The sequence below is a fragment of the Streptomyces canarius genome, assembly GCF_014650735.1.
Classification (GTDB): Bacteria; Actinomycetota; Actinomycetes; order Streptomycetales; family Streptomycetaceae; genus Streptomyces; species Streptomyces olivaceoviridis.
On the sequence record NZ_BMVN01000032.1, the window covers coordinates 42,385 to 69,349 of the forward strand.

General features: G+C 72.9%; 5 protein-coding genes. 2 read left to right on the forward strand and 3 right to left on the reverse strand.

All coding sequences use genetic code 11. The features are described from left to right. Positions 1-12: 12 nt before the first annotated feature. Together IE294_RS33070 and IE294_RS33075 are read left to right on the forward strand one after the other, a co-directional pair. Positions 13-23,688, forward strand: coding sequence for a DUF8616 domain-containing protein (locus IE294_RS33070; RefSeq protein ID WP_189892253.1), 23,676 nt, complete (start codon positions 13-15; stop codon positions 23,686-23,688). A gap of 226 nt (positions 23,689-23,914) precedes the next feature. Continuing rightward, a complete protein-coding gene (locus IE294_RS33075; RefSeq protein ID WP_189892254.1) occupies positions 23,915-24,685 on the forward strand; it encodes a type VII secretion system-associated protein in 771 nt (256 codons plus the stop codon). A gap of 37 nt (positions 24,686-24,722) precedes the next feature. On the opposite strand, the gene mqnP is transcribed toward IE294_RS33075, so the two are convergent. The 3 genes from mqnP to IE294_RS33090 all read right to left on the reverse strand — a co-directional run bounded on the left by mqnP (position 24,723) and on the right by IE294_RS33090 (position 26,866). Next, positions 24,723-25,628, reverse strand: a complete 906-nt coding sequence (gene mqnP / locus IE294_RS33080) for a menaquinone biosynthesis prenyltransferase MqnP (RefSeq protein ID WP_189892256.1) — start codon at positions 25,626-25,628, stop codon at positions 24,723-24,725. 221 nt (positions 25,629-25,849) lie between these two features. Next, positions 25,850-26,050 carry a cold-shock protein gene (locus tag IE294_RS33085; protein WP_058084740.1) on the reverse strand — a complete coding sequence of 67 codons (201 nt, stop codon included), beginning with the start codon at positions 26,048-26,050 and terminating at the stop codon, positions 25,850-25,852. A gap of 444 nt (positions 26,051-26,494) precedes the next feature. Beyond that, entirely contained in the window at positions 26,495-26,866 is a 372-nt protein-coding gene (locus IE294_RS33090) for a winged helix-turn-helix transcriptional regulator (protein WP_189892258.1), read from the reverse strand. Positions 26,867-26,965: the final 99 nt, after the last annotated feature.

Sequence of the window (26,965 nt, forward strand, 5' to 3'; positions counted from 1 at the left end):
GGGTGCGCTGAGGTGGGCGTCTTCGACAACCTGCGGCTGCCGGCGTGGCTGCAACAGCTGCTGGCCGTTCTGACGGGGACGTTCTGGCCGAACGTCAACCACGAGGTGGTGCACGAGCAGGCGGCGAAGATGGACGCCTGGGGGGACCATTTCGAGTCGCTCCTGCACACCGTCGGTCCCTCGGCGACGCTGGTCTCGGGCGCGCTTGAGGGGCCGACGGCCGAGGAGTTCACCGCGCACGTGCGGAAGATGAAGCAGGTGCTTCCGCACGGGGTGAAAGCGGCGCGGGAACTGAGTGCGTCGTTCCGTGAGACCGCTGTCCAGGTGCAGTACGCGAAGTACATGATCATGGTGCAGCTGGTGTGGCTGATCTACACCGTCGTGGAGCTGTTGGCCTTCGGTCTGCCGGAGGTCGCGGTCACGGTGGCGCGGGGTGTGGCCGCGGTGGTGCGGCAGATCGCCTGGCAGCTGTTCAAGTCGGTGGTGTCGGGGGCGGTCGTCGGCGGGCTCATGGAGCTCGGCGTGCAGCTCGTCCAGATGTGGCAGGGCTTCCGGGACCGGATCAGCTGGCGGGACGTACTGGAGCAGGCCGGCTGGGGCGGTGTGGGTGGCGGCCTGGCCGGAATCTTCGACGAGTTCACGCGGATGTACCTGCCCAAGCTGTCGGGCGGCGTGCTGCGGGACGTGCTGACCGGTGGCGCCTCGGGTGCGGTGGTGACGGGCTTTCAGATCGTTCAGTCCGGTGACACCACGGACGTGGGTTACGGGATCGCCGGCGGTTTCTTCGGAAGTCTTCCCAGCGGCGGCCGGCACGGTCGTGGTGGGGGGAGCCTGGGGGATCTCACCGGCGGGCTGGGCTGGCATGTGGATCCCTCCCTGGTGCCCTCCGGGGAGTGGGACTCGTTTCACGGGCTGAAACTGCCGGACGGCGCGCGCGACGGCGCCGGGACGCGGTCGGTGTGGGAGGGCTCCGGTACGGGCGGCTCCGGTGGGGACTGGCGGAACGCGGCGGAGCAGGCGGGCGTGCCCCAGCGGCTGACATCGGCGTTCGAGGGCTGGGTGAAGAGCCAGGGAGGCCTGCCGGACCCGGTCGTCGACCGGATCGCTTCCCGTGCTGTCGCCGCGTACGCCGGTGCCGGCGACGGCGGGCGGGCGCAGGGCGCGGACGGAGCCGTCGGCGAGGGGGTGCCGAGCGCGGCGCAGCTGCGCCGGTGGGCGGTCGAGGAGCTGGCGAACCACCAGGCACAGCAGCGGCTGGACGCCGCCTTCACCGCCTGGCAGCAGTCACCCGCGGCAGCCGGGCTCGACGACGGCGCGGCCGTGCGGGTGCACCGGTACGTCGCGCAGTCGGTCGAGGAACGGCTGCGCACCGGCGACTACGTCCAGTCGGCGCACGGCCGGGACCTGGGCGCGACCGCCGATCGGGTGCTGGAGCTGGTGGGGCTGGGAGGGGAACACGAGCGCACCGGCTTCGACGCGATGCTCACCGCCGCCGCGGAGCGCGACCGGCGGATCCAGAGCGCACTGCGCGCCTTCGACCAGGCGGTGCCGGCGCCGGTCGCGCCCGGTGAGAGCACCGACGGCAACGGAGCGGACGGCACGGCGACCGGGCAGCTGTCGCCGTTCGGACACGCGGTGCTGCGTGGGGCGTTCGGTGAGCAACTGGTCACGGCGCACCGCGCCGTGTTCGGTGAGCCGAGCCCGTTCGGCGGCGACGGCCAGGCGTCCGGTGACGCGCTGCGGACCTGGCAGGCGGAGGTGCGCGGGCAGGTGGCGCGGCTCCCGGTGCACGTGGTGGCGCAGTCGGCGAAGGAGCTGACGGTCAACCACGCGCTGGGCGAGGTGGAGGGGGCCGTGGCGCGGGGCACCTGGCAGCAGGCCGTGCCGGGTCTGGGCGCGGAGTTCTCGCGTGCCTTCGGCCTGACGGACACCGCCGCGACGGAAGCCGCCGCGATTCCGCCCGATGTCCGGCAGGGCGCGGTGCTCGGCCTGAGCCTGGAAGTGGGCCGGCGCATCGACCAGTGGACCGCGCAGGCGCTGGAGGCGTCCCCCGGCTCGACGGCCGACGCCCTGCTGCGGCACCTGACACGCATCGCGGTCGGCGGTGGCAGCCCCGAGCAGATGTCGGCGGCGGACGTCGTCCGGCAGGCGCTGCCGGCGCAGGGTGCCGAGCGCCATCTGGCTCTGTCGGTGGCCCGGGATCACGCTCAGGACGCGGCGAGGGACCGCGCGCGTGCTCTGGCCGGTGCGGCGGGTCTGCCCGCGTCGGCGGCCGCGAGGATCATCGACCACCATGCCAAGGCCGCCCGGGAACTCTTCGACGCCACATTCGTCCGCCCCGAGGACGGTCCCGGCGGTCCCGGCCCGCTGGACGACCGGCTCGCCGCCTGGAACGAGCGGCGCACCGCGATGGACCAGGAACTGGGCAGGGCTCTTGCCACCCACGCGGGCACACGCCCCGCCACGGAGACGGCCGACACCGCCCCCGGTACGGCGACCGGTCCCGTCGGCAGCCCGCTGACGGACTCCCGGGCAGCCACGTCCCGGCCTGTCACCGAAACCGGCCCGCGCACCGCCACGCCGGCCGGCCGGAACGCCGCTGCCGACACCACGGCCGGGCCTGGCCGCCACACGAACCCCGGCATCGGCACCGAAACCGGTCCGGCCGCGCTGCCGGGCTTCGACACCACTGTCACGCCCGCGGCCGGAACACAAGGTCCGGGAACAACCGCCGCCGTCGGCGCGGCGGCCGACGGACCGGTGGGCCCGCACCCCGAGACCCGGCCCCGGCCGGCCACCGGAGGCGGGCCGGCCGACACGGTACCGCCCACCGGCCCTGCCCGTACCGATCTGACCGACGCCGACTGGGGCGAGGCCGTCCGGCGTGCCCGCGAGACGACAGCGCCGCACATGGGTACGGCCCCGCTGTGGCGCACGGTGGGTGACCTTCTGGCCCGGTACGCCCCCCGGCCGTCCGTCATCCGTGAACCGGGCGACGCCTACGCGGCCCGGCACGAGGAAGCCGCCCTCGTCCTCGCCCACCGTGCGCTGGAACTGGGGATCACGGCACCGGAGCCGGGTCGGCTGCCCGACGGCCATCCGCTGCGACGCCACGCCGAAACCCTCGGCCGCCGGCTCACCGCCGAGTTCGGCATCGAGTTCGATCCCGCCCGGCAGACCGGGCTGCCCGGCGGCAGCCCCGACGGCGCACTCCCGTCCGCGCCGCGCCAGAGCGCCGACGGCTCCGCCGGCCCCCTGCCCGGCCTGGAGCCGAGGGAGGCGCCGGAAGCCACCGAGGCCCAGGAACCGTGGGCCGCGCGGACCCCGGAAGCGGACTCCGACCGTACGCCGGAGGTCACCGGTCCGGGGGGCCTCACCGCGGCCCGCCGGGCCCCCGACGACGCCGCACGGCTCCGTACGGCGGACGAGGGCCCGGACGGCGGTCCCCTGCCCGAGGCGGACGCGCGGGAGCGTCGCGAGGGCAAGGCTCCGGCCGGTCCGTGGGGCGATGCGCTCAAGGCGGCCAGGGCGCCGGAGGATGCCGCGCGCGACGGGCAGCGCGAGGAGACCGGTCCGGCCGACCCGGCGCACGACCTCCGTGTCCAGGAGCATCAGCGAGCCTGGACCCGTCTGACGTCCACGCCGCGTGCGGAACCTCCCTGGCAGAGTGGGTACTGGCGGCAGGAGACGGCCGAGGCGAAGCAGCGGCTGCTGGCCGGGGACCAGCGCGACAGCGCGTTCCTCCTCGGCCGTGCTCGGGGGATCGTCTCGGACGTCACCGTCTTCCCGGCCCTCGATCCGCGGTCGTACCCGCAGCCGGCCGACCACCACCACGAGATGCTGGACACGATGGTGCATCTCGTCGCCGACGAACTTCGCGAGCACGGAGACACGGCGGCCGGATCGCTCGCGAACCTGCTGCGCGACCAGTTCCGGGAAGCCCCCGGCACGGAGGAGGTGTTCGGGACCCGGCCGGCACCAGAGCCGGGCGGTGACGGCGGCCCCGGCAGGGACTCCGCGGGGCAGGGGCTCGAAGGGGACCGCACCGAGACCGGTACGGCGCCGGGTGGCACCGTCGTTCCGGAGAACGGTCCCGCGGTCCCGCGGCCCGGGGAGGCCCTGGCCGCCATCGGAACCCCCGCCTGGCCGGCCCAGGTGGTGCGGGCCCGTATGGCGACGCATGCCCTGGGCGAGCAGCAGGAGGCCGTGTTCTGGAAGGGGGCGCGGAAGCTCCTGGCCAGGTACCACTCCCGGCCGCGTTTCGCGGACGCGGGCCCGGAGTACGCCGACGCCCACGAGGACGCCGTCCACGTCCTGGCCCATCGGATGCGGCAGTCGGCGGGCGCCGAGGCGACGCACCTGCCCGACCCGGGTCCGGATCACCCCCTCACACGGGACGCCCGGGAGCTGGGGCGGCAGTTGTCCCTCCTCGCCGGGGTACGGCGGGCCGACTCGGCGCGGGGCGCCGTTCCGGCCGCCCACGGGGAGACGGACGCGGCCGGCTCCCCGACGCGCCCCAGGCGGCTGAACGAGATCCTGGCCGACCGCACCGTGGCATTCCAGGAGGTGCAGCAGGCGGAGCTGCAACAGACTCAGGTGGGCAAGGACGCCGACAGGATCGCGCAAGCGAAGGACGACCGGACCAGGGCGGACGCGAAGCTGAACGAGGTCACCCGCGAGCTGGACCGGGCCCTGGAGCACGAGCGCGGCAACAGCCTGCTTTCCCAGAGGGAACTCAACCTGCTCGTCGACCAGGTCGCGGGCGCGGGCGACATCGACCGGGCCCGGATCCTGCAGAACCACGCGCTGGAACTCGACAAGCGGGCCCGCGCCACGGCCGACGGCTCCGCCCGCCCGGACCAGTTCATCCGGACCGGCGAGGAGATACGGGACCAGTCGCACGCCGTGCAACGGCTCGCCAAGGAGCTTGAGGACTCGGTGGCCGCGGGCTCGGTGTCACCGACCGAACTCAAGGGCCTGGCCGAGCGGCTCGACAAGGCCGCCACGGAGCTTGACGCGGCCCTCCAGGGCCACATCAAGGACGCGGCCGAGCTAGGCGGCACCTACACGCTGCGCAACCAGCACGCTCCGGTCGTCGCCGTCGCCCGGCACCTGGCCAGGCTGGCCGACGCGGCACTCCAGGAGACGGCGCAGGGCGTCGGCCTGGTACTGAAGCGATTCAGGGGCACCCAGACCTCCGTCCACGACGTCCGCGGGCTCTCCGGCCTGATCCGGCGCTACCGCACCGACAAGGCCTTCGCGGAGGTGCCCACCGGCGAGCAGTGGCGGACCGTGCTGCCCGGGGAGGACGAGCGCATGCGGCAGCTGTTCCCCGATCTGGCCACCATGTCGAAGTCCGACCAGGTCACGTTCGTGCGCACGCTGTCCGAGAGGAACATCGAGGCCCTGCGGGAGGAGGTCGGCGCCCTCCTCACGGAGATGCCGGAGGCCGAACGCGCGCGGTTCGGGGAACTGTGGAAGGCGCTGGAGGAACTGCCGTACCGCATCAAGCACGCGACCCCCGCCTACCACGCCATCGCCAACAGCGGTGTGATGTCCTCCCAGGGCGACCTGTCCCGCCGGGGCCTCAGGTTCCTGGCCTCTGGCAAGAGTTCGGCGAAGAACACCACCAACCTGGGCAACGACGACTTCGTCTTCTTCCGCATGGAGGTCGGCGACAGGCCGATGGCGACACGGTACGGGCCGACCACGCTCGTCTTCGACGCCAAGGTCCTCGAAGAGCAGGGAGGTTGGGTCTCGCTCCATGATCAGCTGCACCCGCTGGACCGGGACACGATGAGTCAGCTGAAGATGGGCGGCGACGTCGTCCGCAGCGCGACGTACGACGACGGGTTCACCGAGATGGGCAGGCGGAGTCGCTGGACGTACACGTATCCCGACAAGAGCACTCGGCAGGTCTCCTTCGAACAGGAGGTCTTCCACGGCGAGCATGTGCGGGAGGCACTCGCCCTGTCGGTGGTGCGCGAAGTCCACCTCATCGGCGGTGCCTTCCAGGAGGACGTCTTCCGGCTCCTGGCCGACGCCGCCCAACCGGAGGAACTGGGCGCGGTCGTCTCCAAGCTCTACCGGCCCGAGGCCAAATTCGGTTCCGGGCTGCCCATCAACCCCTACGGAAGCCGCGTCGAGACCGAGTGGCCGCGGCCGATCACGGTCCACGACGCGGACGGCGACGGACGCTACCTGGCCGACGGAACGGTCGACCCGACCGCACGGGCCGCCGGCAAGGCGTTCGACGAGGCGTCGGACCGGGTGCGCCAGGCGGACAACGCTGTCAAGAGCGGCAACAACAAGGCGCTCCGCTACAACCTCAACAAGGCGCTGCCGCACGCCGAGCAGTCGGTCAAGCTGACCGCGGAGTTCCAGGCGACCGCCGTCGGTGAACGCAAGGAACTGGCGAACGCGCTGCTCGACCAGCGTGCGCGGCTGCTCAAGGACATCGAGGCACGCCTCCGCGAGCTGAGGTCACGGCCGAAGCCCGACCCCGCGCGGCCTCAGTGGAAGCCGGATGAGAACCAGGGCACTGGGGCACCCGCGGCGGGGTCCGGGGCGGGCGGGCCGAACCTGAACGAACTGCCGCGGCGGGCCGAGGACGCCCTGAACACCGTGCGGGATGTCACCGAGCAGATGAGGAAGGTGATCCGTGCCCTCGGCAACTCGGACGGCTTCCGGCCCCTCCTCGATGCCAAGGTCTCGGCGCAGACCAATGTGGCGGTCGGCCTGGGCAGGACCCAATTCAGCACGGCATACAGACACCTGTCCAGGGCCGGACTCGTCATCGGTGACCCGGCCGGTCTCCACCTCACGGAGGAGGGCCGCAGGCTCTTCCTGCTCCCGCGCGCCGACACCGGGACGACGGCGTCTTCCCAGCCCCCTGCGGCCGGCGTCGCCACAGCCCCCGTCGGCGGCCAGGGTCGGGGCAGCCGGCATGCCGGCGGGGCGGACGATGGGCCGCGCGAGGGGCCAGGGGCGCCGGACGGGCAAACCCCCGCACCGGACACGGCACCCGGCCCGGCGGACCCGGCCCGCCCGCTGCCTGATCCGGGCACCGCGTCGCGTCCGTACGAACTACGCGTGTCCGGGCAGCGCCTCTACGCGGTTCCCGTGGGCGAGCGGCCCGGCGACACCGCCTTCCGCTTCGCCCTGGACACGGAGACCGCCCCGCCGCCGGCGTCCGGGCGCGTCCTCGCCGGGGACGGTCTGGTGCTCGGAGGTGACGAATGGGTCGTCCGGCTCGGTGAAGCGCGCACGGCGGTCGGTCTCCTCAGCCCGTCCGACCGGCGGTCGCTGTGGCGGGAGACGGCCGCGGTGATGCGGGAGCACTACCCGGCGCCCGAACTCATCCGCGACAGCGGTGACGACTACGCCGGCTGGTTCGACGCCGTCGCCCACGTCGTGGCTCTCGCACTGCTCGACGACACGGCTCGCCCGGTCGGCGCGGATCACCCGGCCCGGCGCCTGGCGCGGAATCTGCTGCCGCAGCTTTCCCGTCTTCTCAACACGCCGTTGGTTCCCTCGGCCCGTCCGCTCCTGCTCGGCGGCAGCCGTGTACCCGCCGGGCAGCAGGAGCGCCGGGAACTGGACCGGACGTTGTCCGGCCGGCCGTCGGCGCCGTCCGGGAGCGGACCGGCGGACTCGCCCGGCCCGCCCACGGGCGGTGAAGGCTCCCGGGGGAACCGTCTGCGCCGTATCAACAACAGGCTCGATCTGCGCAGCGGTGCGGCGCCGGGATCAGGTGACCGCGACGCCACTGCTTCTTCCGCGCCGCGGCACGGCCTTTCCACGGAGCCCCGGGCAGTCGGTGCAGGGGAGGAACGGGGCAGGTCCCGCGAGCCGGGCAGGAGCTCGGCTGCCGCGTCGGGCACATCGCCCCGGCAAGGTGGCACTGGTGCTGGGCCCTCCCGGGCGGCATCTGTGTCGGCGCGCGAGGGAGAACGCGGGCGACAACCGACACGGGGGACCGCGCCGACCGGCCGGGGCGGGGCCGGTGCTCCTCGTGCGGCGAGTTCCGCAGTCGGCGGGCGCCGTTCGAGTTCCGTCGGCAGGGCGTTCGGCTCCATGCTCAACTTCTTCGTGCGGGATCGTGACAGGCGGTCCGCGTCCGGTGTCAGGGCAGCCGCTCCGACCACCCCGGCCGAATCTCCCGGCTACTGGCATGCCAGGGGCCAGGGGCGATCAGGTTCCGTGCTCCCCGAGCCATTCGGGGACATCCCTCCTGCTACCAGGACTTCCGGGCAGGTCGGCGCCGCGTCCGCCCGAGAAGCGTCCGCGCCCGTCAACGCCGGGACGATCGGCTCGGCTTCAGCGGAGCGTGGGACTGCTCCGGTGCCCTCGCGGGCTGGGGGGATGGTCGAGGCGCGGGCCGGGAATGCCGACCCCACGCGCCATGAGGCCGAGGCGCGCGCTCGGGAGGCCGAAGCGGCGCGTCGGGTGGCTGAGGCGCGGGCTGACGAGGCCGAGGCGCGCGCTCGGGAGGCCGAAGCGGCGCGTCGGGTGGCTGAGGCGCGGGCTGACGAGGCCGAGGCGCGCGCTCGGGAGGCCGAAGCGGCGCGTCGGGTGGCTGAGGCGCGGGCTGACGAGGCCCAGGCGCGCGCTCGGGAGGCCGAGACATCGCACCAACGGGGTGAGGCGGCGCGTACGCAGCGAGAGGCTCAGGCGCGGGCTTACGAGGAGGCTGAGGCGAGGACGCGGCAGGCTGAGGCGGCGCTTCGGAGCGATGAGATGGCGCGCGCTCAGCAGGAGGTCGACGCGCGGGCTCATCGGGAGGCGGATGCGGCCCGTGCCTTGCATGAGGCTGAGGCGCGGCTTCGCACGGTCGGGGCAGCGCGTCGGCGGGGTGAAGGGGGGCATGCTCGGCAGGAGGCCGCGGCATGGCATGAGGTCGAGTTGCGCGGCGACGAGGCGGCCAAGGCGACGAGTGCTCTCAGGCGTGCCGAGAACAGGGCCCAGCAGGCCGTGGAGCAGGCGCGGCGGACCGAAGTACGCCATCGCGAAGCCGAGGCGGCACTCCGGCAGGTACAGACCGAACGGGAGCGGCGCGACGCCCGGAAGCGGGATGAGGAGAGGATAACCGCAGCGCGTGCTCGGCGAGAGGCGCAGCAGCGGCTTCAGGAGGCCAGGGCAAGCGCTGATGACGCGGAGGCCGCACGGCGGGAAGCCGTAGCGGTCCGGCGGGAGGCTGGAGAAAGGGCTCGTGAGGCCGAGGCGGCGCGGCGCGCTGTCGAGGCGGTGCGAGCGAAGGAGAAGGCCAAGGCGCGACCCCGGAAGGACGAGACCCGGCACAGTGAAGCGCCTCACCCTGTGCCAGCGCTTCCGTCGCAGCGGAATCCTCAGCCGGATGTCTGGCAGCCAACCGCCGTCATGACACCGGGCGGCAAGACGGGCGGCATTGACGTGAGGCCGGCGGCCAGGCGCCTGACAGACCCGGTGAAGCAGGTGCAGACCCAGCAGCAGATTCTCTATGGTCAGGGTCAGAGCAGGGCTTTTGAAACCCCGCCATGGGTTTCGTCCGAGAATCCGTTCTTCGTTTTCGTCGACGGTTCCCCGAGTGAACTCAGGGTCGCCGCGGAAACCGGCGAAAGGAAGATGTCTGCCGAGGAGTTCGCCCGGTTCCTCAAGGCATTGCCGGCGGAGCTGTCCCCCGCCCAGGGAGCGCCCATTGTCCTCGTGCTGTCACGCGGTGGCGCCGGCGGCCTGCAACTTCCTCGTGAGATCGCGTACCACACGGATCGAACGGTGTGGAGTTTCACCTCGGCCCTGCAACTGGTAACCGATCCGAATCGAAACCTGACCTACATCTCCCGTAACTATCCGGCGGACGGTTCCAGACCGGCGGGCTGGTGGATCTCCAGCAGACCTGAGGACATCGGCCCGGATTCAGCGGTGGCCGCCGCCACGAGCTCCGGCGCCCTCGGTGTCATCGAGCACCACACACTGGTGAACGCGCAGGGCCGGCCTATCGGCCGGATCGCGCATACACCCGATGACGTAGCCAACAGAGAAACACGTCTGGCACATATCGCCACCGCTGACACATACAGCCAAGGTGTCCGTGAGGGGCGTCACTTGATACCGATCGACGGCACGGCCCGAGAACTTCCGTGGCGGATCGATCACGCGAACGTGACCCCGTATTTCTTCTCTGCTCATGGAAACAGTTCTCAGATAAGGCTCCCTCTCCCTGACGGAACGAAACGACGCGCCACCGGGTCCGAACTCGCCAGATTCCTCAAGAGGCGACCGAGCTTCAACCAGAGGAAGGACGTACCTATCGTCCTCATGTCCTGTCGGACCGGCAGTGACCCTTCGCCGGAAGGGGTGGCGCAAACCCTCGCGAACGCAACGCGTCGAGTGGTGTACGCTCCCACAGGTGTTTCGAGCGTGTCGTTCACCGTAGGGAGTGACCCCGACGGGCGGGAAGGCCGCTGGGCGCGGTTCGATCCGGCGGCTGGTGGGACAGGCGCCTCCCGGTCCAGCCGAACACGTCCCGCACGTCCTGTCGACGAGCCTGTACCGTCTGCACATGTCCGCGTGACCGGTGGCCTGCCCCCGCGCATCGACACGGTGGATGCGGACCCGACCGAGCACGAGCCGTTGCGGCAGTCGCCCGTCGGCGGCCCGGACCGCCGCAGCGGCATCGACGAGTTCGCCGAGAGGCTAGGGGGGACGCCGGCGCACGGTGTGCCCGGTGGCCGGTCGGCCACCGGGGCTTCGCGGCCGGACCCGGTGCCGTCCCGCCGGCGGAACCGAGGCGTTCAGGGCGAGGACCCGTTCGCTGACGACAGGGAGCTGCGGCGGGGCGTCGAAGTGCTGCGGCACCGCCTGCGGGACATCGCGCGCGCACCCGGCTCGGACGACGCGGGCCGGTCCGAGCAGGTGCGGCGGATCACCGAAGCGGTCCGGGCGCTGCGGCAGAGCGTGGACCGCAGCGACCTCACCGAGTTCCTGCGCGGCCCCCGGCCGCAGTTGGCGGAGGGTCTCAGGGCCCGGCAGCTGCGGATCGCCCGGCTGGAGGAGCAGATGGCCGGACGCCGTCCGGGCGGCGACACCCGGGAAGCCCGGGACGAGGCGGCCGTGCTGCGCCGCGAGGCGGAGCGTATCCGGGAGGAGATCGAACGGCGACCGGACCTCGGGCCGTTGCCGGGCAGGACCGTGCTCAGCGCGGCGGACATGCGCATAGCCCGGATACTCGTCGCGGGAGAGGCCGGTCACCTTGAGGCCGTCGCGCTCCGGCGGGAGGCGGACGACCTGGATGCGGCGTGGACCCGGGCGACCCGATCCGGCACGCCCGGTACACCGCAGTCGGCTGCTCTCAGACACCGGGCGCAGGAGGACCGGGCCCTGTACTCGGCACTCGCCCAACGGCGGGTGTGGCAGCGGGTCGACGACGTCCAGGCCACCCATCTCGTCGCGGCCGAACGTCACGCGTGGCGTTTGCGGGACGCCGACCGGCTGGCCGCGCGCGAACGGCTGCTGCGCGCGATGCGGGACGTCCGTGACCTCTACCCCGTCGGAGACGACGGCGTCGCCGGCCTCGTGGACCTGGTCCACGAACACCTGGACACGGGCATGGCGCTGGTCAGCAAGGTGTCCCTGCGCGACGCGGGAGCCGGCGCGGCGCTGCTGGACACTCTGCTGAGCCGGGGAGCGGAGACGCCACTGCACGAGCTGCTGGCGTCCAGCACGGGCACGCCCCGCCAGGAGAGCGGGGGCGTCGCCGGGACCGCGGCGGCGCTCGTCTCCGCGCGTTGGCAGCCGCACGGGGCCGACGACGGGATCGGACTCGTCTTCCACTGGGCGTGGACCGTGCGCGAGCGCACGCTGCACACACTGAGCCCCTACCCCGACGACCCCGGCCGCCGTGCCACCCCGTCGTCGAGGTACGCCCTGATCGCCCACGGACCTGTCGACGCGGTGCGGCTGGCGCTCGCCGAGACGGACCGCTTCGCGTCCGACCGGGAACTGCTGCGCCGGCTCTCGGCGCACAAGCCGGTGGGCAATGCCCACTTCGGGGCGCGGGTGCTGGGGGACCTGAGGTGGCCGGACGTGCGCAAGGTCGTCCTGACCCACGCGGACGCGCCGTCGTGGCAGCGGGCCGAGGAGTTCGCCGGCCGCCTGGAGGAGTTCGCCGAGAGGCACGGTCTGCGGTTCGAGGTCGGCACGGCACCCGTCCAGGAACGGCCGTTCGACAGCACCGGTCCGGCGTCCGGCGGCCCTCGGACACTGGTCACGGACCTGAGTTCGGCGGACGGCACGCGGATCGTCGGGCGCGACTACAGGCCCGCGCGGGAACGGTCCGTCGTGACGCCGGCCGGCCTCGACACGGCCGCCGTGGCGGCGGCGGTCCGGCCGGCGGACCGGGATGACTCCCCGCTGTACGAGCTGGACGAACGGCAGGCGGCACCGTGGACCGGCTCCGGTCCCGAACCCTTCTTCGTGCTGGCCTGGGGAACGCCCGAGCGCATCGCCGTGCAGGACGCCGGTGGCAGGACGGTCGAGTTGTCGCCGGAACGGTTCGCCGGCCTCCTGGCGGAAGACCCCGTCCTGGGGAGCGCGCCTCGTGACCGGGCCATCGTGCTGGCCATGCCTCACGGCGGGGCGGGCGGACTCGACCTGCCCCGGCTGCTGGCCGGGAGGACCGGCCGTGAGGTCTGGTCCGCGACCGGTCCGCTGGAGATCGTGCCCGACGCCGTCGGGTCCCGGCTGACGGGCGTCATCACCCGGTTCCCGTCGGACGCGTCGGTGCCCCGGGGCTGGTGGGTGCTCAGCCGTCCCGCCGACGCGGCCCCCGCGCGGTCGACGGCGGCCGGGCCGGACGCGCTGTCGCGCACGGACGGTGAGGCCACCGCCACCACGGAGCTGGTCACCCACACCCTGGTGGGCTTCGACCACCGTCCCATCGGCAGGCTTTCCCTGCCGGCGGACTTCCTCGCACGCGTCGAGGGCACCGTGGACCGGGCGTCGTGGCGGGACACGGAGGGAGCCGGCGGACAACCGTTCCCGTGGGCCGGCGACGTCGGGGCGGGCCGCCGCCCCTACTTCTGGATGTCCCACGGCTGGCCGACGGACGTGGAGATGGTGTCCCACGACGGGAACCACCGCTTTCCGGGTGCCGCGCTGGGCCGGTACCTACGGCGCCGCCCGAGCCTGGCCGGCCTGGACGCCGGCCACCCCATCGTCCTGCTGTCCTGCTCCACGGGCGATACGAGGGGCGCGGGTGAGCCGGGCGTGGTCGTCGCGCAGAAGGTCGCCGACGCCACGGGCCGGGCGGTCCATGCGGCCGACACCCCGGTGTTCGTCTCGGGGGCCCTTCTCCCCGGCGGTGCGTGGCACACGTTCCTTCCGCACCGGCCGGAGGCGGCCTGGCAGGCGCAGGAGGCCGTGCCGTCGCCCGGCCGGGCCGACGGCGCGGACGGTCCGCTCCTGGGTGGTCCGGTCCTGGGCGAGCGGGACTGGTCGACGCGGCTCACCGCGGCGCGCCGGTCGATCGGAGCCCTGGACCTGGACGAACAGGGGCAGCTGTGGGCCGATGTGGCCGCGATCATGCAGAAGCCGTACCGGACGACGCCGTACGGGCCACAGCCCTATCCGGCCCCGAAGCTCATCCGCGACGGCTCGGACACCTACGCCGAGCACTACCACGACATCGCTCACCTCGTGGCCGCGGAACTGCTCGCGGACACCGCTCAACCGTCCGGCCGGGACACGTCGCGTGCGGAGGACCTCGCGGGCGAACTGCTGTCCCAGCTCCACCGCCGCCGGGAGGTCTCACCGCCGGTCACCGCCGGACCCGGTGTGCTGGGAGGCAGTGGCCGGGCGCCGGGAGCACGGCCTGAGGACGAGCGTGGACGGACGAGGCACAGGACGGCGCGGCCCGGTGGGGACGCGGGACGCGCCGAGTCCCGTGCCGGGGGTGCCGAGGGGCAGCCCGGGAACTCCTTCGCCAGGACTTTCCGGGCGGCGAGTCGTGCCGTAGCCCGTTCCTTGAGCAGAGCGTTCGGCCGGGACCAGGACGGCTCTCGGCGTCCCCAGTCCCGTGTGCGGCCGCCCAGGGAGATCAATCCGTATGCCGACGCCGGTCCGTCCGGCTCGCGCGCCGGCGGCGAGCGGCGACCTTCCGTATCCGCCCGGCCTTCCGTATCCGGCAGGCCTTCCGCGGACGGACGCTCCGCGACGCACGGGCCCGAGACACCGGGAATACCCGGTCTCTCGTTCCCCGGCCGAGGCGACGACCCCTCCGGCCCTCGGCGGGACGGAACCGGCACGCGTCGCGGGATGAGCGTGGAACGGGCACGGGGACAGGGGTCCGGCCAGGCATTCGACATGACTTCCGTCCGGGACCATCTGCCCGGTGTCCAGCCCGAGTACTGGAGTCCGGCGGCCATCTTGGACGCGGACATCAAGATGGTCGGGATCGATCTCAGGCCGAGAAGTCAAAGGGAGAGGGAGCCTCTTACCGCTCTGGACACCCGTCACGAGGTCGTATACACCGATGTCTCCGGCGGCAGACCCGTGGACGCCCAGTGGAGGACGCACGCCGGAGAGCCGTTCTTCGTCGCCGTTGACGGGTCCGCGGCACAGCCGACCGTGGCGACCAGTCGTGGCGAAAGGACCATGACGGCGGAGGAGTTCGCCGACCAGCTCGGCAGATTGCCGGTGGTACGGAACAGCAACGGGCCCATTGTGCTGGTGCTGTCGCACGGCGGTGTCGGAGACCTGCTGCTGCCGCGTCTGATCGCGCGAGAGACCAGCCGTCCGGTGTGGAGCTTCGTATCCACTCTGACGCTGCTGAGCGTCAATGGACGCACGTACATCACGCGTGTCGGCTCGCAGGCGTCCTCCACACTCCATGGTTGGTGGGTGCGCAGTGAACGCGGGGATCTCGATACCGCAGATTCTCGACGTCACGGCAGGGACATCCGTCACGAGCGGTTCTTCTTCGACGAAGTCGAACACTATGCCTTGGTCGATCAGACGGGAAGGTCCGTCGGACGCATCGCGCACCGGGAAGCGGACATCTTCCCGCGGGAGCACGGGCTCCTCGGTATGTCCGCCGCGGAATCGTATTGGCATGCCCGTCGGCAAGAGGATGGAGCGCTGGTCACTTACGCGCAGACGCCGCAGACCCTGCCCTGGAGAAAACATTCCTCTGGAGCCTCGCCGTACTTCTTCGTGAGTCATGGAACAAGCCAGGCGATCGTCCTTCCTGTCAAGGGAAGGACGGACGCTTTCGTGGACGGAGCCACGCTTGCCCGCTTCCTCCGCAGGAGAACCAGCTTCACGAGGTCGAAGGACGCGCCCGTCGTCCTCATGGCCTGTGAGACGGGGAGCGATACCTCGGAGAGGGGAGTGGCGCAGCAAGTGGCCAACGGGACCGGCCGGCTGGTCTACGCGCCCACCGCCCCCGTCAGCGTGGAGATGGTGCTCGGGCCCGCATCCGACGGAACGCCGGGCCGGTGGAACGTCTTCCGCCCCCACGACGCTCGTACCGTTCCTCCCGCCGGCGGTCCGGTGCTTCCCGTGGCCGGCCCGGGGCCGGTGCCGGGCGGGTCGGGGCTTCGGCCTTCCGTTTCCCGTCCGGGCCCCGGTGGGGCCGGTGGCCACGCCGACAGAGCCTCGTCCCGGACCCGGCAGCCCAGCCGGAGCGGCCGGAGCACGGGGGCCGGGACGGCCATGGCAGCCCCCGGCGGTGGTGCCGTACGCAACTGGCCCGGCGCGGGGAGCCGTGGGCCGGCCCCGGGCTTCGTGCCGCAGGGCGCGAGGATGCCTGACGCGTCACCGCACGCGGACACCGCGACGGCGGACGGCCCCCCGCTTGACGGGGACGGCCCGGACTCGTCCCGTCACGTCGTGACGGACACGCTTCCCGACGGTGAGCGGACATCCGGCCGGGAGCACGACACGCTTCCCGCGAAGGCCCCGTCCGACGTCACGAACCCCTCCGCACCGCCCGGCGTGCCGCGCCGGGACGGCGGGTACGCGGACACGGCCCCGCAGGCGGTCGGAGTCCAGCGCGCGGTGGACGCAACCCCGCACGGCGATCCGCACGCCGCCGGCTCCGGTGCCGTGGAAGACCCACCGTCGGCCGGTGACGCCGTCAGGAGCCGTCCCGCCCCGGCCATGCCGGAACCCTCCCGTGCCCCGGGCGGCGGGTCCGCGTCGCGTCCCACCCAGCCCGCCGCGTTCCCGCCCCGTACGGACGCCGAACTGGAGGCCCACCGTCCCCCACGCCTGGACCGCTCGATGCTGCCCCCCGCCGAGAGCGGCCGGGCGGTCCGGTTCACCGACGGCAGCCGGCTGCCGTCCTATCTGACCGGGGACGGGGCCGAGGGCCGGCCGGCCAGTTACGGTCCCGGTCTGGTGACCCTGCGCGGAATCGACCAGGTGATGCGGGAGATCGGCGCGCGCACCGGCCTCGCCGACTCCCCGGCCCCCGGCGCGGCCGGCGTCATGGCGGACCTGGAGCGCGCCCTGCGCGAGACCCCGTGGGTGTTCCACGGCGAGGGCTACGAGTCGTCCCCGTTCCAGGACCGCGGACAGCCCAGAGTGCTGCGCGTGGTGACCCGGCCGCACGGGAACTGGGAGCGGTTCGCCGACGGCTACGGGGCCCCGTTCAAGTACGAGGGCGTGCAGCGCGGCCAGACCACCACCGGGACGGCGAAGTCCGTGGCGACGTCGCTGAGGATCGCTCCGGGCTTCACCATCGGCCCGCCGTCCGGGCTCTCACTGGCCGGCTACGGACGGGTCGGTGGCGCTCTGGGCTTCAACCGCACCTTCGACTTCGCCCTCCAGGACCAGACGCAGACCCAGGCCGAGACCCGCCACGGCGACGGCTCCCACGTGCACCTGGACGACGTCCAGTACGAGGTGCACCTCGCCGGCCCCCGTCCAGCCGAACGGACGTCGCGGCCGGCGGACGCGTACTCCAGCGGTGAGGGGCACTTCTCGTTCGGCGTGCGAAACGGCCTCGCGGTGCGCCTTTCGGACGGCGAGACGCCCTCGGCCGACCCGGGATCCGTGGCGGACGCCGACCGGGTACCGCGCTCGATGACGCTGGGACCGCACACCGACTACCGCCTGGTCCACACCGAGGGCTACGGGCCGGTGCGCGAGATCCGCGACTGGGCGCTGCGCCGGGCGGGCGCCCAGCCGGGGAGCAGCGCCTACGACGAGATCGCGGGGTTCTTCAGCAGCGCCAACTTCCACCGGATTGCCGACCGCCTGGCGCACGGCCCGGTGACCACACGGCAGTTGGCGTCCGACGACCGGGGACGGACGCCGCTGGGCGCGTTCGTCGTGGAACGCGTGGTACCGGGCGGGGCCGAACTCCTCACCGGAACCACCGCGGCCGAACTGCGCGGAACCGTCCAGCGCGCGGTCCGCAACGAACGCACACTGAGCAAGGCGTACACCCAGGAGCTCAACGCCACGGTGGGCCCGACCATGTCGTTCGGCCGGTTCTTCGCGGGCCACGCCGGGCTGCGGGTCATGGCGGGTCTGTCCGCTCGGTACGCCCGTACGACCACGCACGGCACGGTGTCGGGCGGCACGGGATCCCGCAAGAGCGCCGGTCAGGCGAAGAAGGTCCCCACCTACCTGTACAGGGTGCACAAGACGGTCTACGTCCGCCGGGCGGGGGACACGGAGGCGACGGCCTTCACCACCTGGTCGCTGGACCGGATGACGCGGACCGAGGCACGGCGCCACGCGGGCTGGGACGACGGGACGACGCTGCGCCGCCGGCACGACGACGAGCCCGTCGCACCGGTGTACCTGCCCACCGACGATCCGGTGACGCTCGGGCCGAGCCGCCTGGAGGCGTTCCTCCACGAGGACGGCAGTCCGCTGCGCGACCAGGGGGCGGGGGAGCCCGCCCGGACCCTGCTGGACGACCTCCTGGACCAGGTGCTGCACCACGCGGCCCGTGCGTACCCGGGCATGCTCGCCCCGCTGGCCGACTTCGGCGACCCGTCGGACGCGCGGTGGAAGGACGCCGAGCACTACCGGATGGCGTTGCAGAACACGCTGAGCGTGGTGGACACGCTGTCGCACCACTCCCTGGCGGCCGGCCTGGAGTCACTGATCACGACCGGTGTGCGCGTCGGCCTGGTGGTGCCGGGCACCTTCGGCCGGGCCCGGCGCTGGCTGTGGATCGACGGCCGGCTGACGGACCGACGGTACGAGGGCACGCAGAACGACCTGCTGGTGCGCTCCAGCCTCCCCGGCACCGAACGCCTCGACGGGCAGCGGAACGTGGTGCGCGGGTACGACGTGGGCGTGGACGTGTCGGCCACGGTGCTCGACGCCCACAAGAACCGGGTGGGTGCTCCGGAGAACACCGGTGCGCTCCAGCTCGGGCCACGGTGGGCGGCGCAGACGGGCCGGCGGACCGGGTTCGGCGCCACGGTGTCCACGGAATCCGGCAGCGCCGGAACCTCCCAGTCCCACCTGTTCAGTTACCGGCTGGAGCTGGCCGTCTCCACCGGAGGCTTCTGGCGGCCCCGTCATCTGTGGCGGATCGCCTCCCTCGGCCTGTTGGGCACCCAGGCCTTCATACGGCGGGCGGATACCCTCGCTCTCGTCGGTGGCGGCACGCGCGCGTCCGTGACCGGGCGGGTGCTGCTGGCCGTTCCCGGCGAGCACACGCCGGCCCCCGGCCTCGCACTGGACGCGGTCAGGCGGACGGCACCCCGGGTGCGGGTGCTCGCCCCGGCGCGGGCGAAGGAGATCGCGCTCGGAACCGGCGACGCCGGCGCGGCCGGGCGGGCGCGGAGCCCCTTCGGCGACCTGCCGCACACCACCGTGAGCGTCGCCGCCCACAGGGAGCTGATCTCGGCCGCCGAGGAGCTGATGCGGGAGGCGTCGGGCGGGTCCTGGCACTTCGCCGAACCGGGCGCGCTCGCCCACGAGGCCCTGGTGCGGCCCTTCGAGGCGCCGTACCTGTCGGGCCAGTCCGACCTGTCGTCGGCCCCGGGGGGGACGAGGATCACGGGTCTCTTCGGCAAGGGCCCCTACATGGACCGGCTGGGCGCGTTGCTGCACCGCGTCCAGGTGCTCAACCCCCGGGTGGTCTCGGCACCGGTCAGGATGGAGAGCGAACACGTCCTCGGCAGCGACTTGCAGGCGTCCGGAGCGGTCACCACCAGCCACGCCTTCAGCATCACCGTCAGCGGCTCCTACGGCCATGCGCATCCGGTCGGGCCGACGGTCGCGGGCACGTACGGAGCGCTCGGGCGCTGGAGCCGGCAGCACGCGCGCACTCTCGCCGCGAGCCGGGTCGTGACCAACGAGATCGCCATCGGCGACGACAGCCACAAGGTCCTGGTGGTCGCGGACACGCGGCACGAACTGATCGGTACGGTCCGGGGCGACGGGGTGCTGTCGGTGCCGCACTCGCTCCTGACGGCCCGCCTCGCCCGCTGGTCCGGCCGGCGGCTGACCTTCTCCTCCGACTGGCTGGGCCATGTGCCCGAGAAGGCCGCGCACCGCATGGGACTGCTCGACGACCGGATGGGCGAGGTCCCCCGGTACCTGACGCGGGCGTGGGAACAGCCTTCCTGGCTGCGGGAACATCCGTTCGGTTCATATCCGGTCAACGGCCTGGACGCCACCGGCGTCCTGCACGACCTCGACCGGCGACTGCGTGGGCTGGGACTCGACTCCGCCGGCCGGGACCGCCTCCGGGCGATGGTCACACCGCGCGCCCTGCGTGCGCTGCGGGAGCAGCTCACCTCCACCGGGAGCTCGACCGGTCTCCGGGTCGGCGCCCTCGGCCGGCGGCCCGTGTGGCTCGGCTCCCGCATCGCCCATCTCCGGGTCGAACTCATAGCAGACGCCCCGCGGTTCGACGGCCTCGGACACGGCGTCACCTTCAAGGACGGACGCCAGGCCACCGAGACCGACGAGGCGGCCGTCGCCGAAGGCCGCTCCAGGACGGTGGGCGTCAACATCGCTGAAGGCGTGCGCACCACCGACAGGGTGGCACGCTCGGCCGGCCCCGCCTACGGGGAGTCGGGCACCAGTACCCAGCAGGTCACGCAGTCCCGGACGAGGACCCGGCTGAGCGCGCGCGTGGTCGAGACGGACGAGCCCCACGCGGAGTACCTCACCGACTACCGGCTGCGGATGACGCTTGAGCTGGGCGGCGGCAGGACCGTACAGGCGGAGGGGCCGGTCGGCACGCTGCGCGAGCTGGTCCCGCTCAGCCTCACGGTTCCCGGCGAGCCGCGGACCGGTGACGACCCGCCCGCCGCTTTGGAGGCCGGCGCCCCGCGGCGCGCCGTCACCGTCTGGGGGTCGAACAGCGGCAGCCCGTGGGAACAGCGCGAGGCCCTGCGCGCGCAGATCGAGAACTGGCGTGCGGCACCCGGTCCCGGCGGGACCGCGACGCCCTTCCGCGTGCCGCGGATCGGCTTCGACGTGCGCCGCATCGTGGGCCTGGACGCGGTTCGGGCAGCCGGGGAGATCGCCCTCGCACGGGCCTACGGCGCGACGGCCGGTCCACGCGCCGGACGGGCCGAGCTGTCCGGCCCCGGCCTCGACGAAGCACTGGAGAAGGCCCGCCGGACCTCGCTGACGCGTCCGGGCACCGCGCCCGCGCTCGCGCTGCACGACGGCACCTCCAACGCGGCGCTCGCGGCGTTCTTCGACGACAGCACGACCGCCGAGGGGCTGCGCGTCCACGGACTGACGGACGACACCTTCTTCACCCGCGGTTCCCGGGCCGAGCTGTCGTACCGGTCCCGCCCCGACCTGTCCGGCGCCCGGCTGCTGGCGGTCCTGCCGAGCGCCACCATGAGCGGCGCCGAGCGCCTCACCAGCGCCGGCGACGTCTCGGTCGTCCGCTCCGGAGCGCACGAACCGGTCCCTGGCGGCGGTCCGTCCCTCGACACGGGTGGCGCCGGTACGGCGGCCCCGTCCGCGTCGGTGTCGGAGTCCACCGCGGCCGACGCGGACGCCGTTCGGTACGGGGGCGCCGCGGCCACCCAGACCACGCTGAAACCGAAGACCACCCGCGCCTTCCTCTTCGCCATTCCCACCAGCTGGGTCGGCGTCGCCGACGTGGAGCGGGGCTTCAAGGACAGCCCGGTCGGCGACTGGATGCACGAGCACCTCGGACCGTTCGGGCCGAGCCGTCCCGGACCCCAGGCGGTCTCGGCGGAAACACAGGTCATCGCCTGGGTGCGGGAGGACGTCGCCCGTGAGCTGGGGCTGGTCACCGACGACACCTTTCCCGCGCAGGTGGCCGAGGCATGGTCCAAGGTCACCAAGGCCGGCACCGCCTGGGTGGACGCCGACAAAGCGTACTGGGAGCTGCGTCGGACGATGCCGGACAGCCACGCGGCCCACGCACGGGCACACCGCGACCGTACGGCCGCCAGGAGCGAGCTGACCGACGCGCGGGGCGGTGCCGGCGAGCCGGCCGCGTGGCAGCGGCTGCGCGAGGCGACCGTGCGCCTCCACGAGGTTCGCCGGGAGCTGAAGGAGAAGTGGACCGGCTTCACGAGCCGCCGGGAAGCGGCCGACCGGGCCGCGGCGGAGTTCCACCGGGTCCGCGCCGCCACCGACCGGCTCACCCATTGGTACCGCCTGTCCGACGAGGAGCGTGCCCGTGTCCCCGAACCGTCGGCCGTCGACTTCACGGGACCTGCCGCGACGCGCCCGGCACGGCCCGCCGGGTACACCGTCGGCAAGGGCACGCTCAACGCTCCCGACGGCACGGTCTACACCCTCCGTGACGTGCCTCGCGACGGCGGCTCCTTCCACCACGCCCTTGCCGACGGGCTGCGCCATCTCGCCCCGGGCCGCCAGGACGGCGACGCGCGGGCGGCGAACCAGCCGTTCACTGCCGAGCGGCTGCGCGAGTGGCTGGCCGCTCGTCTGGGGGGCACCGACGACCCCGACCTGCTCGCCTTCGCCGCCCCGGACACCCAGGACACCTTCAGCCCCGCCGAACTGCGCGACGCCGGGATCGGGTTCCCCGACGGTTCCCCGGAGCGCCGGGAGTTCGAGGACACCGGCCATCTGCCGCTGCACCACGAACCGTTCGCCTCCGAACGCGTCCGCCTGGCCGTGCTCCAGCTCCGGCGCGACCCGGACGCCGGGGACCCGGGTACCTGGGATCACGGTGCCGCCGACCTGTTGCCCGCGCTAGCCGCCCGCGCCCTCGGTGTGCGGGTGACCGTGGTTCGCGAGGACGGACGTTTCCAGGACTTCGCGCCGCCCGTCCCCGAGGGGGCCACGGCGGAGGACGCCACCGGGCCGCGGGAGAGGACACCGCACGTCGTGCTCTACCTCGCGGACCGCCATTTCCAGTCGGCGGTTCCCGACGCGGCCCCGGTATCGGCAGGGGCGGCGCGGCCGTCACCAGCCGACCCCGCCACCGCCCCGCCGCCCGTGGGAAAGGAACCCCCGGCAGGGCGCTCGTCCGTCGTACCGTCGCCTTCCGCTGGGCCGTCCTCAGCCGGGGCGGGGCCCTCCGGGCAACCGGCCTCCCCGCCCCGGCCGACGTCCGCCGTGCCGTCCGGCACCGTCGGCCGGCCGCGCCCGGCGCACACCTCCGCTCCCTGGGCCGGTGTCACGTCGGGCACGGACGCGGACCGCTACCGCGTCACCGGCGGCCGTACGCTCACCGCTCCCGACGGGACTGTGCACGTCCTGCGCGAACCCGCCGGCGACCGCGTGGGCAACGGCTTCTGGGACGCTCTGGCCGCCGCCTTCCACCGCGAGCCCGGCGATGCCACGTCCGCGGCGCCGCGCAACGCCGCCCTCGACCGCGCACGCGAACCGGTCGCGGTGGTGCGGGCCCGCTCGCTGCCCGAGTCCGCGCACCTCGACCGCGACGTCCCCTTCACCCGGGACGAGCTGACCCGCGCCGGGGTCGTGCTGGACCGTGCCACGGCCCGCCGCTTCCAGGACACGGGCGATCTGCTACCCGGCCACGTCACCCTGACGACGGGTCAGGAACGCGCCCTGGTCCGGACCCAGTTGCACACGGCCCGGCGCTGGGACACCGGCAACGAGCACGCCGCGGTGGAACTGGCCGCGGCCTCCTACCGCGCCGCCCTCACCGTGGTCGCCGAGGACGGCACCGCCCGCACCCACACCGCCCCGGACGCCGTCCCCGGCCGCACCGCCGTTCTCTACCGGCGCGGCACGGAATACCTCTTGGCCCGCCCACGGACGACCCCGGAGCCCACCGCTGCCCTCACCGAGGCGCGTCCGGGCGGTGACGCTCCGGGACCGGACACGGCCGGCGGCCCGCCACCGGTACGGGCAGGGCGGGCAGCGGCACCCCACGGATACAGGCTGGTGCGTCCGGCAGCGTCCGACGGGGCACAGCCGCACCTGTACGAGGTCAGCCGGGCGGGGCAGATCAGGACGCCCCAGGGTGAGGTCCTGACTCCACACGGCTGGGTGGGCTCGGGCGATGACTACGCCCACCTGCCGAGTGGCCATGTGCTGCGCCGCGCCACGGGACGCATCGAGCGCCTGTGGCAGCCGGCCGAACGCGACAGTGCTTTCGTCGAACTGGTCGCGCGGCAAGGCGACGGCCTCGTGTCGTACGAACTGCGTGCGGCCGACGACGGCCTGCACGTGATCCCGACCGATTCCGAAGCGCATACCAGTGTGTTGCTTCCCTGGCGTACCGAGGACACCGGGCATCGTTGACACGACCGGAGCCGCCTCGGCAGTGCCTGTGCGACCGGGGTGGTACGGAAGGGCTGCCTCCGCTGCCCGAATGTCCTCGGACGCGGGGAGGGGAGGCCCCTGACCGGTTCCGGCGGCGACGGAGCGGGTTATTTTCGGCTGGCGACCAGTCGGAGCGGACGCGGCGCCCCGGCTCTGTGACGCGTGGGAGCGCGGCCGCACGCCTATCGGAGGAGAGACCAAGGCGATGGAAGAGCCCGCGACCGTGACCGAGGAGTTCGACGGCCTGGAACGAGTTGTGGAGCGGCCCGAGGAAGGGGCCGGCGCCGCGGACGACGCGGACACGACCGCCCGCTGGGTGTCCCGGCTGCGTGCCGTCCAAGTGACCGGTGCGGACGCCACCGGGGAGGTGGGTACGGAGGAACTGCCCGACGTGCCCGAGGACATCAGGGAGGCGGCGCGGCTGGCGCCGGACCACTGGCTGGGAGTCGTCGATCCCGTCTGGCAGGGCACGGGCGATCCGCCCGCGTGGGCCATCGTGGGGCAGTGGCGGACGGACGGCGAGGGGGCGGTGGTGGAGTGGTCGGAGAATCCCGACTACCGCCCGTCGCCGCTGGCGCTCGGCTGGGACGACCCCACCGACGCCCTCGACGCCGTCATCCAGCTCGCCGCGACGGGGTACGGCCCCGAGGAGGACATCGACCGGCTGCTGCTGACGGCCGAGGTCGCCGTACTGGTCGATGCCCAGGACGCGCCGGTGACCGCGTCGGCGCCCGACGGCACACCGGTCGTCCCGGTGTTCACCTCACAGGCTCAGCTCGACCGCGTGGGCGCGCTGCGGCACCGTCGGGTGCAGGTGGAGGACCTGCTCCCGGAGATTCCCTTCGGGCACGAGCTGTACCTGAACCCCGCGGGGGCCGTGGCGTACGTCGCCGATCACATGACGCTGCTCGGCGGAGACCGGGCGGAGGACGGGGAAGGGGCGGAAGAAGGAGACGGGGCGGAAGACGGGGAGTGATCCTCCCGTCTTCCGCCCCGCCTCGCGCCGTCATCCCTCAGCGCAGGGACAGCCCCCGCACCAGCAGGTCCAGCAGCGCGCACACGAAAAGCGCGATCCCGATGAAGCCGTTGACCTGGAAGAAGGCGCGGTTGAGGCGGGAGAGGTCGTGCGGGCGGACGATGGAGTGCTCGTAGCCGAACGCGCCGGCGACGATCAGCAGGCCCAGCCAGAAGAAGGCGCCGGCGTGGGTGGCCACGGCGAACCAGACGAACAGGGCCGTCGTGATGGTGTGGCACACCCGCGCGCCCCAGATCGCGGCCGGGATGCCGAAGCGGGCCGGGACGGACTTGACGCCGATGCGCCGGTCGGTGTCGACGTCCTGGCACGCGTAGATGAGGTCGAAGCCGCCGATCCAGATACCGACGGCGAGGCCGAGGATCACGGCCTTCCAGGACCAGGAGCCGGTGACCGCGAGCCAGGCACCGACCGGGCCCATGGACTGGGCCAGGCCCAGGAAGGCCTGTGGGAAGTCGGTGAACCGCTTGGCGTACGGATAGACCACCATCGGGACGACGGCGACGGGCGCGAGGGCCAGGCACAGCGGGTTCAGCAGGGCCGCGGCGCCGAGGAAGACGACGACGGCGACCAGCGCGCCCGTCCACGCGTGTCGCACCGACATGGCGCCGGTGACCAGCTCACGGTGGGCCGTGCGGGGGTTGCGGGCATCGATCTCACGGTCGATGATCCGGTTCGCGGCCATGGCGAAGGTGCGCAGACCCACCATGCAGACGGTGACCAGCAGAAGCTTCACCCAGTCGACGCTGCCGTCGCGCTCGTACATCGCCGTCAGGGTGGCGATGTAGGCGAAGGGCAGCGCGAACACGGAGTGTTCGATCATCACCAGCCGCAGAAAGGCCTTGGTACGCCCCGGCTGAGGGACCGCCGCGGATACTGAACTCACAGGACGACTCCTTGCACGAGCGCGCCGTTTGCGCGCATTCGGAAGTGTGAAGATCGTACCTGTCGAGACAGGTCAAGAAGTGACTGTCACGTGTGACTCATGTGTCGTTCGTACATGGGTCGGTACTGCCTCTGCGGTCCGTGCTGACCCACGTCGGTCCGCGCATCCCGCCAGGGGTGCGCGGACCGCACGTCACGGGCGCCGTCGACCGGTGCGCCGGGTCAGGGCCGGATGATGTTCTCCGCCTGCGGGCCCTTCTGACCCTGGGTCACGTCGAAGGTGACCCGTTCTCCCTCAAGCAGTTCTCGGAAGCCCGTACCGGAGATCGCCGAGTAGTGGGCGAAGACGTCGGGTCCGCCGTCCTGTTCGATGAATCCGTAGCCCTTCTCCGCGTTGAACCACTTCACCGTGCCGCTGGCCATGCTGTGTTCCTTCGGTCGTGCTGGGTGAGTCCCAGGTGAACTGAGATGAGGGCCACCAGCGGTGACGCGGTGCGGCCCCCTGGGAAACCAGCCTGCCGTGCGGCCGAATTTCCGGCAACCGATGCCGCAGGGTGTTGTCCGGGTGTGCGGTGGACCGGGGACTGGGGGCCGTTGCGGCGGCAGGCGCGCGGGGGCCATGGCGGCGGAGCGGGCGAGGGCCTGGAGCTGTTCGGCGTTGCCTTGAGCCGGGTTCACAGCCGCGGACTGTGCCACGCTTGGTGCCGGCGGCGAAGGACGGGCGCGGCTGCGGTCCCGGGCGCGGATCGGGTGAGGGTGTCGCCGGTCCGCGCGGGGAAAGGTGGGCTTGGAGGAAGACGGGGAGGCTTCCGGGCCCGGGCAGGCGAGCTGACTGTCAACCTGCGGTAACTGGAAAGCGGGACCGGGTCACTCCTCGAAGGCTGCCCAGGCCTGCTCGAACCGGTCCGCCTCGGTCTCGAGGAGAGCGACGAGTTCGACGGCCCGCTTCGCCACGGCCGTCCCGAGCGGGGACAGACTGTAGGTGACCTTGGGCGGGATCGTCGCCTCGACGTACCGGTTGACCAGGCCGTCCCTGCGCAGGGTGAACAGGGTCTGCGACAGCATCTTCTCGCTGATGCCCTCGATACGGCGCCGCAATACGTTGAAGCGGCACTCCCGCTCGTGCAAGGCCGACAGGACGAGGATGCCCCATCGTCCTGTTACGTCCAGGAGCACCTGGCGGGAGAGGCAGTCCTTTGAGAACACACTGATGGCGGACTTGCCTTGTGTAGTCGTCATAATCAAACACTATCCGGCCGAACCCAAGTCAGAAACTCACTCTATAGGTGGCGACATATGACTGTCAGCCCCTAAGCGTCACGGGTTCAGCCGGAAGTG